We start from the raw sequence: 16,348 nt of genomic DNA on the forward strand, positions 1-16,348 counted from the left end.
TACGGGTGCATGAACATTTGAGATGATTTGGTTGATTGAACCCCCCTCGCCGAAACGCTCGAAGCGGCGCTCACTCCAGCGTGAGCCAATCCCCTGGCTAACCCGCTTCGAGAAGCTCGCCGAAGCCATCGAAGCCATCAGCCACGGCGAGATTCCCTCGCTCATCTTTCTGGCTCAGGCTCCGGCGCGGAGCGTTGCCACCGCGGTGCGCCGTTTACAAGCCGCAGCGCCGGGAGCATTCATCATCACATTGCGGGCGTGGGGCAAGGATGCAACCGTCAGCGCCTGCCTCCGGCGGCTTATTTTGGCGAGCACCATGCCCGTGGCTCCCACCACCCATCCGCCCGGGGACATCTACAAGATCTCGCACCGAGAACGGGAAGTCCTCCGGTGCATGGTGTCCGGCCTGATCAAGAAGGAGATCGCCGAGTTTCTATCCCTAAGTTATCACACCGTGGACAACCACGAGCGACACCTCTTTCACAAACTCAAGGTTCATACCAGGACCGCGGCCGTGGCCAAAGCGGTCATGGAAAAGCTCTGTTAGAACAACCCCTCCATGAAGCCTTCTTCGATAAGCTCCCCACCGACAACCAGCCTCTCGAACCGAGCAGCTGTCGCCCTGAACCGATCCGCCGTCCTCTTTGTGCTCGGAACACTAGCCTTGCTATGGCACGGCATACCGACAGCCGGGGCGGCCATCAGCCTGGCCTGCGCCAGGGACAATGACTTGTTCCGGACGCTCCGGGCCAGCGGGGCGTCCCCGACGCGCTACGATGACGCAGCCACGGCGGTCCGGAAGGCCCCGGTCGGCAGCGCCGTTCTGCTGCTGGCCGATAACTATCCGCGCGCGCCGCTGCAGGTAACCGAGGAGCTCTACGCGCAAGCCCGCCAGAAGCGGCTCCGCATGTTGGTGGAGTTCCCCTCGCTGATTCCGGGGATTCCTAGCACTAAGCCCCGCAAGACCGAGTGGGAACGTTTCGTCGTGAGTACGGATCAATGGGCTCCAGTGCTTCCCAAGCATCGCCTGTTGATGGCCCACGATTGCCACCTGGTTCCTGTCAGGGCGACGAACGCTTGGGTCGTCGTCGCCCGGGTTGCCGGTTACGATCAGGCCGTCTACGGCATCCCGCCACAGGCGGACCCCATCCTTTTTCCCATCGAGGACGGCTCCATCCTGATCGCCACCACAAAGCTCAGCAACTTCATTACCGGCCGGTACGCACCGACGCTGGAATGGACGGAGTTGTGGCACCGGATCCTCACCACTCTTACAAACGCGAAGATACCAAACCTTCGATGGCAACCGCTCGTCGCGGCCAGCTATGGTCCGACGGATCCGCTGCCATCACGGCTGGAGAAGGAGAGCTTCCGCCGCTCGGTGAGCTGGGTGGAGAACTCCCGTTTGCTGGTTTCTGAAGCTCGCTGGCCAGCGCTGTCCAACCTCATGATACGCGGGCTGGAACTGGGAGCGATGCCGGACTCGCCCGACCGCACCGCGGATGGGCGGCGTGGCATTCTCGAGGGGTATGGGTCGGCGATCGAGCATGACGGCGAGCAGCCTCAGCGGTTGCCGATTCGGGCTGATTGCCAGGCCGAATCGGCCATGGGATTGGCGCTCGACGGCCACCTCTATCGAAATCGTCGTCATTCCCAAATTGCATCGAACCTTCTCGATTTCCTGTACTTCACCTCCGATCTATGCGGCGGATCCCGCGGGGATCCTGAGCACCCGGCGTTTGGCCTGATCAGCTGGGGAAGCACCATGCCTACATGGATGGTTGCTAATTACGGGGACGATAACGCTCGGACGATGCTGGCCACGATTCTAACCGCGAGCGCGCTCAAGTCGAGCCGATGGGATGAGGCGCTGCTTCGCTCACTAGTAGCCAATGAGCGGACCACCGGAGAACTGGGCTTCCGGGGAGACCGGGTCGACATGGGCCCGCTCGAGGTCCACGGCTGGAGCCATTACCGAACCAGCCGGACCATCAACTACTCGCCGCATTTCGAAGCCTATAGCTGGGCCTGTTTCCTCTGGGCTTACGACCGCACCGGTGCCCGGGAGTTCCTCGATCGCACCAAGACCGCGATTCGTATGACCATGGAGGCTTTCCCGCACCAGTGGCGCTGGGATGACAATATGGAACGAGCCCACATGCTGCTGTGCTTGGCCTGGTTGGTACGCATCGAGGACACCCCAGAGCATCGCGCGTGGCTTCGCCGCGTCAGCCTGGATCTGATCTCCGTCCAACAACCGAACGGTGCCTTGCTGGAGAGGTTCCGAGCGACGAAGGGCAGCCACTACCAGATTCCGGCCTCCAACGAGGCTTACGGAACCGGCGAGACGCCGCTGCTTCACCATCCGGGCGATCCAGTGACGGATCAGCTTTACGTTGGAGGGTTCGCTCTCCTGGGACTACATGAGGCGGTGGCGGTTCTCCAGGACCCGGAGCTCCAGGCAGCCGAGGATCGGCTGGCGACTTTCCTGTGTCGGATCCAGATTCGGTCCCCGAAGCTCCCTTACCTGGATGGCACGTGGTTCCGCGCTTTCGATATCCAGCGCTGGGAAGCCTGGGCTAGTTCAGGCGATGCTGGATGGGGGGCGTGGTCGATCGAAGCCGGTTGGGCGCAAGCATGGACCACCGCGGTGCTGGGACTTCGATCCATGCAGACCACGCTGTGGGACCTTTCCCGCGACACTCGGATCAAGGACTGCCTGCCACGGGTGCGGGAGCAGATGTCCAGAAACCAAGGGGGACCTTGGAAGCCCCCGACCCCCGCACACACGGGGTCCGTGCCGCCCTCACAACCATGAGTTGGCAACAGCTCGATCTTTTCGTGGTGGTGGGTTACCTCGCGCTCATGCTGGGAATCGCACTCCGCTATCGCAAGTTCGCCAGCCAAAGCTTGGATAACTTTTTTCTCGGCGGGCGCAAGGTACGCGGGTGGATGAATGGGGTCTCCTATACCGCTGCTCTGATCAGCCCCGATGCCGCGACGGCTTACGGTGGGCTGGCCGCAACCACCGGCATCTTCATCTGTTGGTGGTATCTGAGCCGCTTCGGCCTCGCTCTCTTTATTGGGGCCATTCTCTTCGCCGTCTTCTGGCGTCGATTGAACTTGTTTACGAGCCTGGAGTTCTACGACCACCGATTTACGCCGCGAGTCGCCAACGCCATGCGCTTATGGATAGGCCTCCGGACCTCATTGATCGCTATGCCTGCCTGGACGGGCATCACGCTGCTGGCCTCCTACAAGATTCTCCAGCCGGCACTGGACCTCACCAAAACCCAGACGCTGGCCTTGCTTCTCCCGGTGTCGTTTCTCTACGTCCTCTTCGCGGGTTATCGCGGGGTGGTGCTGTCGAACCTCATTCAAATGGCGGTGTTCTTGGTTGGCACCCTGACTTTGGCCCTGCTAACCCAAATTCACTTGGGTGGCCCAACCGCCCTGGCAGCCGCACTCGAGCAATCGGGCGCGGCGGGCGCAGGAATGCTCCGGAGCCTGCCGCCGACGGAACACGCGGTCTTCCCGATGGCCGCAGCCCTGGCCTGGCTGATCGGACAAAGTATTGGGTACGGCGGAGATGCGGCGCCGATGGGCGGCGCGATGGAAGGACAGCGTATCCTCTCGACCCGCAGTCCTCGCGAGGCAGTCACCATGTATATCGTGACAGCCATCACCACCTTCCTGCTGCTTCTCGTGGTGACATTGCCCTGCATCAGCTCCTCGCTCCTATGGACAGACCTCGGGGCCGATCGAGAACTCGTTTATGGGCGCCTCATGAAGCTCTTGCTGCCCGCCGGTGCTATGGGGCTCATGGTCGCCGCGATGCTCGCCGCCGCCATGTCAACCATCGCCGACAACCTGAATTTTGGGAGCCAGATTCTGGTGAGCGACTTTTATCGCCGTTGGATGGTGCGGGGTGCGAGCGAGCAGCACTACCTCATCGCCGGAAAAGTGGCAATGGCCCTGGTGCTCGCCCTGGCTCTGGTGATTATGTTTCACGTCCAAATCATCTTCGAGGTTGCTGTCTTCATGCTCCAGCTGAGTGCAGCGGAGCTTCCCGCCAATTGGGCTCAATGGTGGTGGTGGCGGTTCAACGGGCCCGCGCGGTTGGCCGCCTCGTTCGGAGGCGCAGCCGTTTTCTGCCTGGTGGTGCTGGTGCCGAAGGGACTGGTCGCCCTCGGCTTCACCTGGGCAACTGCTCTTGTGCTCCCGTGGTGGTGGCAGACCTTCGCCGTCATGGGGTTGACCACGGTGCTTTGGGTGGCCGTCGCATTGCTAACCCCACCCGATCCTCAGCAGCTGCTCCGATCGTTTCATCATCGGGCAGCGCCCTTGGGATGGTGGGGTCCATTCCAATCGGAAGGCCAAGGACACTTCCAATCCACCCACCCGATCATGCCACTGCTGCGAGGCGGCGGAGTGGCATTGCTGGGAGCCATCGCGACAAGTCTGCTCATCCTGGGCCTCTCCCACGCCTGGTTCGGCCGCTTTGCGCTCTCGGGGTTGGAGCTGGCCGCCAGCGCAGTCACTTTTTGGGGGTTCCGTCGAGCAACGAACTCTTTCGTGGATGGACTCAAACCGGGCTCATCGGAACCCGATTCAGCCTCCAGCCTACCTACTGGCCCTTCGCAACTTGAAACCTAAACTCATTATGAAACGAACCACAGCACGCAAGCGGGACCATGTCCTCTACCTCGGGGATTGGGTATTCCACGTCGGCCCGATTTTTATCGAAACACCCTTCGGGACGGAAACAAAAGACGCAGACCTGCATTTCTACGGATCCAAACTGGTGGAAGCGATCGACCGCATCGTCGAAACGACCTCCATGGCCAATTGGGAGCTGTACCGGATGAACCCAGGAAGGCTCGAACAAATCCTCTCTCGATCGGAAGCTCTCATCATCAGCGATGTCGAAGCCCGATGCTTCCACCTCTACCCCAGCTTTTTTGATCGGTCACGACGAGAGAATCAGGTGGTCTCCTTCCCGGACCGCCTGGATAGTGTCCGCCACTGGATTGCCAATGGAGGTGGTCTTATGATGCTCGGAGGTTGGCTCTCCTTTACGGGCGTTCAAGGGCGCGGAGGATGGGGCCGAAGCCGACTGGCTAAGATTCTCCCAGTGAACTGCCTTCCTTATGAGGATTTGGTCGAATCGTCGGAGGGCTTTCATGTGGAAGTGATGCAGCCCAAGCATCCGGTCGTCAAAGGCCTGCCCTGGAAATCCTTTCCCCCGATTCTTGGCTACAATGAAGTAGCAGCGACGGATGAGTCTCAGGTCCTTGTGCGGGTCAAGGAAACCGGTCATCCCTTGGTCGTGGTGGGCACCCACGGCAAAGGCAGGATTCTCACTTATATGTCGGATCCCGCGCCGCACTGGGGACTTAACTTCGAGCTCTGGGAGGGGTATGGCGCGTTCTGGCGGCAGGCTCTGACCTGGGTGAAGGCAGGGGGGAAGGGCAAGGGTTAAGGTGAGCCGACAAACCCATGGCGTGGAGGTGCCGAAGCTTCGAGTAGGCACGGCCCAGCTGGACATCTCCCCCCCGCTGGAGGTGGGACTCCTGATGTCTTCGGTCGAATGCCGCTGGGCGCCCTTCGTAGGGCGTCGCGCTCCCCTACGCGCTCGAGCCCTGGTTCTGGAACAAGGGGGCCAACGCTGGGCGCTGCTCTCGCTGGACCTGCTGGGCCTGAGCAGCAAGGCCGTGGGAGGATGGGCCAAGTTCAAGCGAACAATCGGGCGGAAAGCGGGTGCCGGATGGTCATCGGATCGCTTCGTCATCACCTGCACTCACACGCACTCCGCGCCAGATTCTTTGGCTCTCAGCACGCTTTATCAGCAACGTGCCTTCAAGCAATGGATCCATAGCTTGTCGGACAAACTTGCCACGGTGTTGAGGGGCGCCTCAGCCGTCAATCGTCCCTGCACTCTCGAGTTCGCGTCGACAACCCTGCCGGGCTATTGGATGCAACGGCGTATTCCGACCGCCACGGGCATCGCTCTTTCCGATCAGTTTCAGCCAATTCCTCCCTCCTGGCTGGATCGAAAGCCGGTCGACCGAAGAGTCCGTACTCTAAGGTTTCGCGAAAGTTCCGGTGAGATCCTGGCAACCGTGGTTCATGCGGCCTGTCATCCCGTGAACGAAATGTGCCTGCCCTATATCTCCCCAGACTATCCAGGAACCCTCTGTGACGCCTTATCGAGCGAAGACAATCATGGCTTGGTCATGTTCCTAAATGGTGCCTCGGCCGATCTCAACCCGCTGACGGTGTCCGAGGGTCGTGGAGGATCGGTTCGGCAAGGCAGCGCGCTCGCCGCCGCCGTCCGCGATTCCCTGTCCCGAGCACAAGCGATCCCCAACCGGGCCGCAAGCTGGGGACAGATGGCGAGGCTGCTTCCGACGAGAACACTGGCCGGAGCCGCCTCTCAGCGTCCGTGTCGCGCCCGGCTCAACGTATGGGCCATGGGGTCCGTAGCGCTCCTGTTCCTACCGGGCGAGATCTTCGTCGAGACCGGACGATCGATCGAAGAGCGCTCGCCCTTCGAACAGACCCTCGTTGTCAGTTATGCCGAGGACAGCGTGGGATACGTGTGCCCTCCACACGTGCTGCGCGAAGGAGGCTACGAAGCAGGGCCGGGTCGATGGGCCTACCTCGCAAAGGATGCGGAGCCTCAGCTCCGAAAGGCGGCACGCAAAATCCTGGAGCAGGCAAGCCGAGGACCCGGAGCGCGCTCGACAAGGCGCACTTGAACCCCTTCCCTCCTGCCACACCCCCTGGGCCGAGACGGCCCACACTACATTGTAGCGTCGTCCATGCTGGACGATTCCACTTCCCACTTGTTCTCGAGTTCGTGACCAGGGAAACTTCGGGCATGCAATTCGGCATCTGCAGCGAAATCTTCCAGGGCTGGAAACTCGACGAGGCCATGCGCTTCGCCGCCCAAACGGGCTATGACGTCATCGAAATCGCCCCGTTCACTCTGGCCAAATATGTGACCGAACTGTCAGCCTCCGACCGCCAACGCATTCGGGAGGACGCCCAGAAGACAGGGATCAAGATCTCAGGAATCCATTGGGTTCTCGCCCACACCGAGGGGCTCCACGTCAACCATCCCGATGCCGAGATCCGTTCGCGGACCGCACGATACTTTTGCGACCTCGTTGATTTCTGCGCCGATATCGGAGGCCAGAGCATGGTGATTGGCTCCCCCAAACAACGGCAGATCCTCGACGGCGTCACCCCTCAACAGGCGTGGGCCTGGGCTCGCGAAACCTTTCGCGATGCCGTTAAGCGCGCGGAGTCGCGCGCGGTCACCCTCTGTTTCGAACCACTGGCTCCGAGCGAAACGAATTTCATCAACACTGCCGCCGAGGCCATCCGGTTTGTGAAGGAGATCCCGAGCCCGAATTTCAAAATTATCTTGGACGTGAAGGCCATGAGCTCGGAAACCAAGACGATCCCGGAGATCATTCGCGAATCAGCCAACCAGTTCGGGTATTTCCACGCCAACGATCGCAATCTCAAGGGACCCGGATTTGGTGATGTTGATTTTGTTCCGATCGCCAGCGCTCTGCGCGAGGTCGATTACCAGGGTGTAGTCTCCGTGGAAGTCTTCTCATTCGAGGAAGGCCCGGAGGTCATCGCGAAGCAGAGCCTGGCCTACCTGCACAAGTGCTTCCGACGCAGCTGAGCAAAGTTTACCCGGGGAAGCTCGCCGGGATTTGATCCGCGATGTAGCGCCCGATTTCAATCGAGGCGGTGGCGGCAGGTGAGGGAGCGTTGCAGACATGCAGTGAGTTGCGCCCCTGCACCACCAGGAAATCGTCAACCAGCTGGCCGCTCGGCAAGAGGGCCTGAGCACGAACCCCCGCCGCGCAGGGCCGCAGATCCGCGTCTTGAACCTCCGGTATCAGCTCCTGGAGGCTGCGCAAAAAGGCCGCGCGACTCCACGATCGCCACATCTCGCGACTTCCCTCCCGCCAGTGCTTGGCTGCCATCCTCCAGAACCCGCCAAACGTCAACGTGTCCGCCAGATCCCCGAAGTTGAGGTCCGTCTTGTGATAGCCTTCACGTCGAAACGCTAACACCGCGTTAGGGCCGGCGTGCACCGAGCCGTCGATCATGCGCGTGAAGTGCACCCCCAGAAATGGAAAGTCTGGGTTCGGCACTGGATAGATGAGCCCTTTCACCAGCGACCGACGTTCCGGAACCAGCTCATAATACTCCCCGCGAAACGGCACGATCCTCGCCGGAGCACGCTCCCCGGCTCGCTCAGTGATCCGATCACTGTGAAGCCCGGCGCAATTGATGAGAAAGCGGGCATCAACAGTCGCCGATGCGGTTTCGATCCGATGCCGTCCGCCCTCGTCACGGATGCCATTGACCCCAGCCCCGAAGCAGATCTCTCCCCCCTGGGCGCGTATCAGCTCAGCATACTTTAGGCTCACCTGCCGATAGTTGACGATGCCGGTGGCGCGCACCTGGAGAGCCGCCACACAGCGCACATGCGGTTCAATCTCCCGCACCGCCTCGGGTGAAACGCGCTCGACTTCGAGTTCGTTCTGACGGCCTCGCTGGAGCAGCGCCTCGAGCCCTGGCACCTCGGTCTCGCGGGTGGCGACAATCAGCTTGCCGCAAACCTCGTGAGCAATTCCATGCTCACGGCAGAAGTGCACCATGGATTGGCTCCCCGCCCGGGCAAAGCGGGCTTTAAAGCTGCCTGGCTTGTAGTAGATACCGGAATGAATGACCCCGCTGTTGCGGCCGGTTTGATGGAGAGCCAGGTCGGCTTCCTTTTCGAGCACGGCAACCGAGGCTTTCTGAAAACGGCGCCCAATCGACAGGGCAGTGGCCAGCCCGACAATACCGCCACCGATCACGGCGAAATCAACACGCGTCATTGAGATGAGCCGATCCGCAGAGAAGCGGATCGGCAGGGCACGGCCGGGGCGACCAAAGCAGGAGGAAGAGCCAGATCAGCGGCATCAGGCCGCCTCCTTTACTTCTTCTCCTCTTTCTTTTCGTCCTTTTTCTCTTCTTTTTTCTCTTCCTTCTTGGCGAGCACAGTCATGTCGATACCCCGGTTCGGCTTGAGACCAGGCAAAGATTTCTGCAGCTCGGCCACCCCCGCGTCGGTGGCTTTGCTTTGCCACAGGTAGAGCGCCTTCAGGTTCTTCAATTCCTTGAGGTTCGCCAACCCCGCATCACCCACGGCGGTGTTATAGAGATTCAGGTACTCCAACTTGGCCAGGCCTTTCAAGTGGGCCAATCCGGCGTCGGTCACTGCCGTCCCGGACAGGTTCAGCGAGATGAGATTGCCCAGGCCTTTCAGGTTTGCCAGACCGGCGTCGGTGATCTTGGTGTTCCTCAGGTTCAGATGGACGAGTCCCTTGATGTCCTTGAACTGCGCTAAGGTGGAATCGGTGACATTGGTGCCCAAGAGGCTGAGATTCGCGTCACGCCAGTTCTGATTCATGGCGACAGGCATCACGGTGATTCCAGCCGCCTGCAATTTCTCAATCGCCTGGAGTTCCGCCGGCTCTGGTTTGTGCTCACCCAATGCCTCAACCCCGGTCTTGGGCTTGGCCGGCGCAGTTGCGCCGCCGCCGATGGTGACGCCAGCAGGCCATTCGGCACCCTCGGTCAACCAGGCACGCAGCACGTCGACCTGCGCCTTGGGCAACGGGTCGCCTTCCGGCGGCATGGCGTCATCATGACCTTTCGGGAGGGTCACGCGGTGCAGTAGATCGCTCTTGTCCGCGTTGCCCGGAACAATGATGCCCTCTTTCTTGAAAGCAGCTTCCTTCGAATCCAAACGAAGCTTGCCCTTCTGCTTCTCGGCCCCGTGGCACTTCACGCAGGACTGCTCGAGAATCGGCTTCACCTCCTTGGTGAAGTCCACTTTGGCCTGAACCTGTTGGAAAGGAACAAGGCCGCTCAAACCAAGAACCAGCGTCAGCGATGAGAGAGCAGAGGATTTCATAGGGCAATTAGTGTCGGCATTTCGCCAGGTCATCAATGATTATGCAAGAGACAGACGTAAGAAACTGCAATTCCTTCGGAGAAAATTCAGGGAATCATTCATTCCTCAGAACCTGACGAAGCCTTGGGTTCCGGTAGCCAATGGGTGATGATGGCACCCACGACCGCAAACAGGCCGGCCACCACGGCCGCGGTCAACGCAATTTTGGCCGGACTAGGCGGGCTGGCTGCCGAGAAGGTGAAAGTGAACCAGGCGGCGGAGGTGCCTAGCACACGGCCCCCGATGTTCGCCGCAAAACTTTCCCCGGTGCCGCGCAGGTGGACTGGATACACGAGCGGAAGGTAGTTGCCCCAGAAACTAAAGGTGCCCACCACCAGGAAGCCCGCCACGGCAACCAACCACTTCACGGTCTCCAAATTTCCCTCAGTGCCGAGATTCTTGCTGATGTAGTAGAAGAACAGGGGCACAAAGAAGAGCGCCGGGAGGTGGAACAAACGGAGGAGCGTCCGACGGCTAAGAATCCTGACCGCCAGGACCGCCAGCGCGAAACGTCCTAACAAGCCCCCAACCTCCTGCCACTTCTGGACTTTGGCCGCCACCCCCTCCTCCACCGCCTTGCCTGCCCCGATCAACGCCTTCGGGGCGGGCTTGGCCTTACCCTCCGTCTCGGCTTTCTTCACAAGGTCATCCTGCCGCTGCTTGACCATGGCTTTCACGTCCGCCATACCCGGGACAATCTGCGGAAGATGCTGAATGGCACCAAAGGCCAGACCATAGCAGGAAGCGAAGAGCACCGTGGATACCACGGTCGCCCGGCGCAGCTCGGGAGTGAACAGCTCCGCGAAGGTGGGCCGGCGCAATTGGCCGGCCGCCTTTTTCTTGAGCCAAGCCGGCGACTCCGGAAGAAATGGACGAATCAGAATCAGGGGGATCGCCGGGATGAGCCCGGAGATGAGGGTGTAGCGCCAAGCCTCATGCGCGCCATGGATGGCCGGAAGCGACGCGGAAAACGACACCGCCAGCTCATTCGCACCGGCCACCAGCAGCCCGCCAATGGACGAAAAAGCCTGCGTGTAACCCAACACCTTTTCACGGCGGTGCGGATCCGGAAACAGCTCGGCCAGCCACGCCACCGCCGCCACAAACTCAACGCAGACTCCGATGAACACCAGGCAGCGCAACACCAGCAATTGCGTCAGCGTCGTGGCATAGCCGGCGGCAAAGGCCGAGCCCGCATAGAGCAGGATACTGGCAGTCAGCACTCGTCGGCGCCCCAGCACATCGGTCAAATATCCCCCAATGAGCCCAAACACGCCGCCCGCAATCGCCGGAATGAAAAACAATGCGCGCGCCCAACTGATATAGGCCTCGGTGCCCGGCACCAAAAGCGGCACCCCTTCCGCCGACATGCCGCCCAAGGAGGCGAGTGCTGGCTTCACAATCAGGGGGAGCATCAGCAGCTCGTAGATATCAAAGGCAAACCCAATCGAAGCGATGATGCAGATCAGCCACTGGGTACGCGTAAGGGGGATCTTGGCCCCGGCCGGAGAATTCATACAACTACCTATGACATTGACCCGAAAGCGCCCACAATAGGAAAATCAACGAAACGATTTGGGAGTTTGCGGCCAGGCCGCGTTCGACTACCTTTCAAAGGACCATGATGAAGGATGACTACATCGCCCGAAAAGAGCGGTGGGCGAGAAAACAGGCCGGCCAGGCCCCGCCTACAGAGCGCTCGGTCGAACGGCTCCCGCCCGGCCAACGCCAGGTCCATAATTTTCCCACGCTCGACCTCGGCATCCAACCCGAGATCCCTCCGGAGAAGTGGGAGCTCAAAATCCATGGCCAAGTCGAAAACCCCGTCACACTGAGCTGGCAGGACTTCCTGGCGTTGCCCCAGTTTGCCGATGTGAGCGACTTTCACTGCGTTACTACCTGGAGCCAATTCGACATGGCCTGGAAAGGGGTCGCCTTTTTTACCCTGGCAGACCTCGTGCGGCCCAAACCCGCCGCAACTCACGTCTTTTTCAAAAGCTACGATGGCTACTCCACCAACAACCCGCTCGAAGCCTGCCTCGATGACGATGTGCTGGTCGCTCATACATGGAATGACCGTCCTCTGTCCAAGGAGCATGGGGGTCCCGCCCGGGTCATCCTGCCGAAAAGATATGCCTGGAAAGGCGCAAAATGGGTGCGGGAGATCACCTTCTTAGACCGCGACATCCTCGGGTTCTGGGAACTGCGCGGCTACTCCAACACTGCTGATCCCTGGACCGATGATCGCTTCTCCGCACCCCCGACCGAATAAGTTCCCCACCGTCATCAAAACCTCAAGATCGAATACAAATGGGGTCGCTGCGCACTATTTATCTCGATTATAACGCCACTACTCCGCTCGACCCGGGTGTGCGCGACGCCATGCTTCCCTTCCTGGACTCGGTGTTCGGGAACCCGTCCAGCGTGCATCACGTCGGCCGACAAGCCCGCTCCGTACTGGATGACTCGCGCGATCGCCTTGCCAAACTGTTCTCCTGCAAGCCCAGTGAAATCGTCTTCACGAGCGGTGGAACTGAGAGCAACAACCTGGCAATTCTCGGCACGGCTCGACTCCTGAAATCAAAAGGCCGCCATCTCATCACTTCCCAAGTCGAGCACCATGCGGTACTCCATCCCATGGACTATCTCGAACGGCATGAGGGATTCGAGATCACCCGGCTTCAGGTGGACTCCGAAGGTCGCGTGGACCCTGAGCGACTCGCGGCGTCCATTCGATCCGATACCATCCTGGTCTCCATCCAGGCCGCCAATAACGAGATCGGCACCCTTCAACCGGTCGCGGCTCTCGGGACCCTTTGTCGCGGGAAAGGTGTTCTTTTCCATACCGATGCCGTCCAGTGGATGGGCAAATGTCCCTTTTCCTCCATCGCAGACTTCGGGGCCGACCTGGTTTCCGTCTGTTCCCACAAGTTCCATGGCCCCAAGGGAGTAGGACTCCTTTACATCCGCTCACCGCTCCTGCCCGACCCCATCCTCTTCGGTGGAGCGCACGAGAATGAGCGCCGAGCGGGAACGGAAAACCTGCCCGGGATAGTTGGCTTGGTGCAGGCACTGGAGCAGTTTGTGCCGGTTCCGGTATTCGATCCTGCACGTTTGTGCCCGTTGACCGACCGCTTGCGGACCACCGTCGCCGAGCTTGGTCACCTCGGAGTCGTGCTGCGCAGCCCACGAACCGGTTGTCTGCCCAATACAGTGGCCTTCACCGTCCCGCAGGCCGATAGCATGACTTTGATGGCCAATTTGGATTTAGAAGGCATTTGCGCGTCGAGCGGGTCAGCCTGTTCCGCTGGTTCCTTGGAGCCATCACATGTGATTCGTGCCATCGCCGACCCAGGATCGCTCCAGGACGGTCTCGTCCGGTTCTCACTTGGCCGTGAAACTGCTAGCTCTGACATCGACTGGGTGACCGAGCGTCTTTCCAGCCTAATCGAACGTTCACAACTCTCTGAGTAGCCTCTGAGTTAGTCGTGAATAACTTGATTATTTCCTCCGGGAGCCTACCAATCGGACGGTCATTGGGATCGTCACAGCAGGTTGTTCACACGATTACTTTTTTCGCAAGTGGTTGTGGCGACCTTGACAGGGTTCGGGATAATCCCTTATTCACACCCCTTAATACTGTGAGATTCTTTGATCTAAAGGATCTATTCACTAAAGACTCTAATGAATCTGTCCATCGCGAAGGATCAGTTGCTCGCTGGCCTGCAGTCGGTCCAGAACATCGTGAGCACCCGCACCACGTTGCCGGTGCTCTCTAACGTCCTGCTCCGTGCGGAGCAAGATCGGCTGGCTCTCACCGCTACCGATCTGGACGTCACGATCTCTTGTGCCGTTGCCGCCACCGTGAAAGTCCCCGGCTCCACCACAGTGCCGGTGAAGAAGCTTTTCACCATCGTCCGCGAGCTCAGTGCATCTGAGATCGAGCTTGAGACCGACGATAAGCACACGACCAGCGTTCGTTCAGGGGCTTCTTTCTTCAAGATCCGTGGACTGGGTGCCGAAGAGTTCCCCGCCATGCCGAAATTCCAGGAGGATCGCAAAGTCGAAATCGCTCAGGACAAGCTGCGCACGATGCTGAAGCGAACCTCCTTTGCCACCTCCTCGGATGAAAGCCGCTACGTCCTCAACGGAATCTTCTTCAGTCTCAAGGAGCAGAAGCTGACGTTGGTCGCTACAGATGGACGCCGCTTGGCCATGGCCGAGGAAGAGGCCGAGGTCGGCGAACGCAGCCAGGGTGACTTCATCGTGCCTAGCAAAGCCGTCAATGAGCTGGGCCGGTTGCTCCAGGAGCAGGGACAGGTGGTCCTGTTCATCGGAGAAAATCAGGCCTGCTTCACCTTGAAGGATGACAAGGGCTCCAGCGCCACCATCATCACCAAGCTGATCGAAGGCAACTACCCGAACTATCGCCAAGTGATCCCCGGCGAGGCCAAGGAGCGAATCGCACTCGGACGAGAAGACTTCCTGCATGCGTTGCGTCGCGCGGAGATCATGACGAGCGAGAAGCAGAACTCCGTGAAGCTGGCCTTCACCAAGAACAACCTCGCCATCAGTGCCAATTCTCCGGACATCGGCGAAGCCCAAGAATCGATGGCCATCAACTACAAAGGTCGCGATATCAGCATCGCGTTCAATCCAGGCTATCTCATCGATCCCCTGAATGCCTTGAACAACGACGAGGTCTTTTTGGATCTGATCGATGAACTCAGCCCTGGAGTGGTCAAAATCAACGGGCCGTTTCTCTATGTGGTGATGCCCATGCGGCTCAGCTGATCGGCTGGGGAAGGGTCAGTCGGTCTGGTCGGTTCTGCCAGTCGCTCGATGCGACGCCGGACATCGCGACGGCAGGAGCCCTGGATTCGAGCTGGGTGCCTGGTACCTGCGGCAACGGCAGCCCAGGGGATACCAGGGTAGCCGGGAGCAGGTGCGGGGCCGTTAGCGGCTACTCACGATCGACGGTCAACTGCGGGAGCCCTAGCGAATCGGCTGGCACGAGGAGCAAGGCGGTGCAGCCGCTCAACGACAGGGTTTCCTCGTGGTGGCTATCGCGGTCCGCGTGATGGAAGTCACCCGCTTGCAACGTAACTCCATTAACCCGCAGATCGCCGGTCAGCACATAGATCTCCTCACCCGCAGAATGATGATGAGATGGGTAGCCGACTCCAGCCTCGATCTCAGCGTAGAGCAGGGCGTAATTGCGAGCCGGATCCAGCGAGAGAAGCTTTATTCGCAATCCCGGGGCCGGCGTGGGAAGCCAGGCGCCTTCGCCCTTCCGCAGGTATCGCAACGATGGGCGGATGTCGCGCTCTGGGGGGTGAGCCTCAGCCCCGGCCCGGGCGAGTATCCGGTCCTTCAGCGTGGCCGCGGGCGATCGGGGTGGGCATTGGGCGATCGCCAAGGCGGCCAGAGTCTGGCGATTGGCTGCCAACTCCCGCCAGGCAATCGGGTTGCCTTCCTCCAGCAGCCGAGCCCACAACATGGCGTCAGGGCACTCGAGCGACCCCGTGGCGCTGAGGGCGGCAAGTTCTTGAATGCGTTCTGGCATCATGGCTTGGTTCTACTTGGTTTGGTCGAGCCCGCTCGGCTGAGATTCTGCCCCCATTCCCCAGTTCTGCTCCGTGGCTTGCCATTCCGGCGGCAGATGGTGGCGCAGGCTCAACATCCCGCGTCGAATCCGCGCCTTGATGGTTCCCAGCGGCTCGTTGAGCTCCGCTGCAATTTCCGACTGCGACAGCCCTCCGAGGAAGGCCATCTCTATCGCCTGGCGCTGGTCCTGGGGAAGCCGCTTCAAAGCCTCTTGCATCGCCAGCGCCGTCTCCTGCGTAATGGCTGATCGCGAGGGGGAGGGTGCCTCTGTCCGATGGATCGCCTCGTCATCCAGGCGGAGCAGCTCCAGAATCCGACTCCGACGCGTCACGCTCCGCAGCCGGTCAGCCGCTCGGTTGCGGGTCAGCGTGATTAACCAGGCGACCGGGGTCCCCAGTCGCGCATCATAAACCACGGCTTTCTCCCACACTTTCAGGAAAACATCCTGCAACACGTCCTCCGCCTCCGCTTCCTCGTTGAGCATTCGATACGCCAGACCGAACAAAATGGGTGCGAAGCGATCATACAGCTCCGCCAGCGCATCGCTATCTTGGCGACCGATGCGCTCCAGCAGGATAATTTCGCGTTGGACGGTTTCGGACACGGTGGCTGCCAACGAAGCCGGCTTTGGTTCGCCAGGTTTAGCCTCAGACCGGCATCGCATGACGTGAGTACCTGGTTTTCTCTGCAGCCGCAAGGAGGTTTCGT

General features: G+C 60.3%; 14 protein-coding genes. 9 read left to right on the forward strand and 5 right to left on the reverse strand.

What is annotated here, in order from left to right; translation table 11 throughout:
- The first annotated feature begins 22 nt into the window (after positions 1-22).
- The 6 genes from JNN07_04615 (at position 23) to JNN07_04640 (ending at position 7,702) form a co-directional block, all read left to right on the forward strand.
- Positions 23-547: a response regulator transcription factor gene (locus JNN07_04615; protein ID MBL9167003.1), complete on the forward strand. Its 525-nt coding sequence runs from the start codon at positions 23-25 to the stop codon at positions 545-547.
- A gap of 12 nt (positions 548-559) precedes the next feature.
- Complete coding sequence (locus JNN07_04620) at positions 560-2,818, forward strand: hypothetical protein (GenBank protein ID MBL9167004.1); 2,259 nt, start codon at positions 560-562, stop codon at positions 2,816-2,818.
- Entirely contained in the window at positions 2,815-4,656 is a 1,842-nt protein-coding gene (locus JNN07_04625) for a hypothetical protein (GenBank protein ID MBL9167005.1), read from the forward strand. The genes JNN07_04620 and JNN07_04625 overlap by 4 nt, the downstream gene beginning before the upstream one ends.
- A gap of 7 nt (positions 4,657-4,663) precedes the next feature.
- Positions 4,664-5,482 (forward strand): hypothetical protein, encoded by an 819-nt coding sequence (locus tag JNN07_04630; protein MBL9167006.1) that lies wholly within the window; start codon positions 4,664-4,666, stop codon positions 5,480-5,482.
- Position 5,483: 1 nt separating this feature from the next.
- The gene (locus JNN07_04635) at positions 5,484-6,761 is read left to right on the forward strand and encodes a hypothetical protein (protein ID MBL9167007.1); all 1,278 of its coding nucleotides are present in this window, start codon (positions 5,484-5,486) and stop codon (positions 6,759-6,761) included.
- A gap of 122 nt (positions 6,762-6,883) precedes the next feature.
- Positions 6,884-7,702 carry a sugar phosphate isomerase/epimerase gene (locus tag JNN07_04640; GenBank protein ID MBL9167008.1) on the forward strand — a complete coding sequence of 273 codons (819 nt, stop codon included), beginning with the start codon at positions 6,884-6,886 and terminating at the stop codon, positions 7,700-7,702.
- Positions 7,703-7,709: 7 nt separating this feature from the next.
- Here JNN07_04640 and lhgO read toward each other — a convergent pair whose 3' ends face one another.
- From lhgO to JNN07_04655, 3 genes are all read right to left on the reverse strand, one after another.
- On the reverse strand, positions 7,710-8,912 hold the full coding sequence (gene lhgO / locus JNN07_04645; GenBank protein ID MBL9167009.1) for an L-2-hydroxyglutarate oxidase: 1,203 nt from the start codon (positions 8,910-8,912) through the stop codon (positions 7,710-7,712).
- Between the two features lie 98 nt (positions 8,913-9,010).
- On the reverse strand, positions 9,011-9,994 hold the full coding sequence (locus JNN07_04650; GenBank protein ID MBL9167010.1) for a hypothetical protein: 984 nt from the start codon (positions 9,992-9,994) through the stop codon (positions 9,011-9,013).
- 98 nt (positions 9,995-10,092) lie between these two features.
- Entirely contained in the window at positions 10,093-11,550 is a 1,458-nt protein-coding gene (locus tag JNN07_04655; protein MBL9167011.1) for an MFS transporter, read from the reverse strand.
- 107 nt (positions 11,551-11,657) lie between these two features.
- Here JNN07_04655 and JNN07_04660 point away from each other — a divergent pair, with 107 nt between their 5' ends.
- From JNN07_04660 to dnaN, 3 genes are all read left to right on the forward strand, one after another.
- Positions 11,658-12,305, forward strand: coding sequence for a sulfite oxidase-like oxidoreductase (locus JNN07_04660; protein ID MBL9167012.1), 648 nt, complete (start codon positions 11,658-11,660; stop codon positions 12,303-12,305).
- Between the two features lie 38 nt (positions 12,306-12,343).
- Entirely contained in the window at positions 12,344-13,507 is a 1,164-nt protein-coding gene (locus tag JNN07_04665) for a cysteine desulfurase (protein MBL9167013.1), read from the forward strand.
- Between the two features lie 210 nt (positions 13,508-13,717).
- Positions 13,718-14,827, forward strand: a complete 1,110-nt coding sequence (gene dnaN, locus JNN07_04670) for a DNA polymerase III subunit beta (protein ID MBL9167014.1) — start codon at positions 13,718-13,720, stop codon at positions 14,825-14,827.
- Between the two features lie 169 nt (positions 14,828-14,996).
- Here the strand turns inward: dnaN and JNN07_04675 are convergent, their stop codons facing one another.
- A complete protein-coding gene (locus JNN07_04675) occupies positions 14,997-15,602 on the reverse strand; it encodes a cupin domain-containing protein (GenBank protein MBL9167015.1) in 606 nt (201 codons plus the stop codon).
- 9 nt (positions 15,603-15,611) lie between these two features.
- On the reverse strand, positions 15,612-16,304 hold the full coding sequence (locus JNN07_04680) for a sigma-70 family RNA polymerase sigma factor (protein MBL9167016.1): 693 nt from the start codon (positions 16,302-16,304) through the stop codon (positions 15,612-15,614).
- Positions 16,305-16,348 lie beyond the last annotated feature (44 nt).

The organism is Verrucomicrobiales bacterium, assembly GCA_016793885.1.
Classification (GTDB): domain Bacteria; phylum Verrucomicrobiota; class Verrucomicrobiia; order Limisphaerales; family UBA11320; genus UBA11320.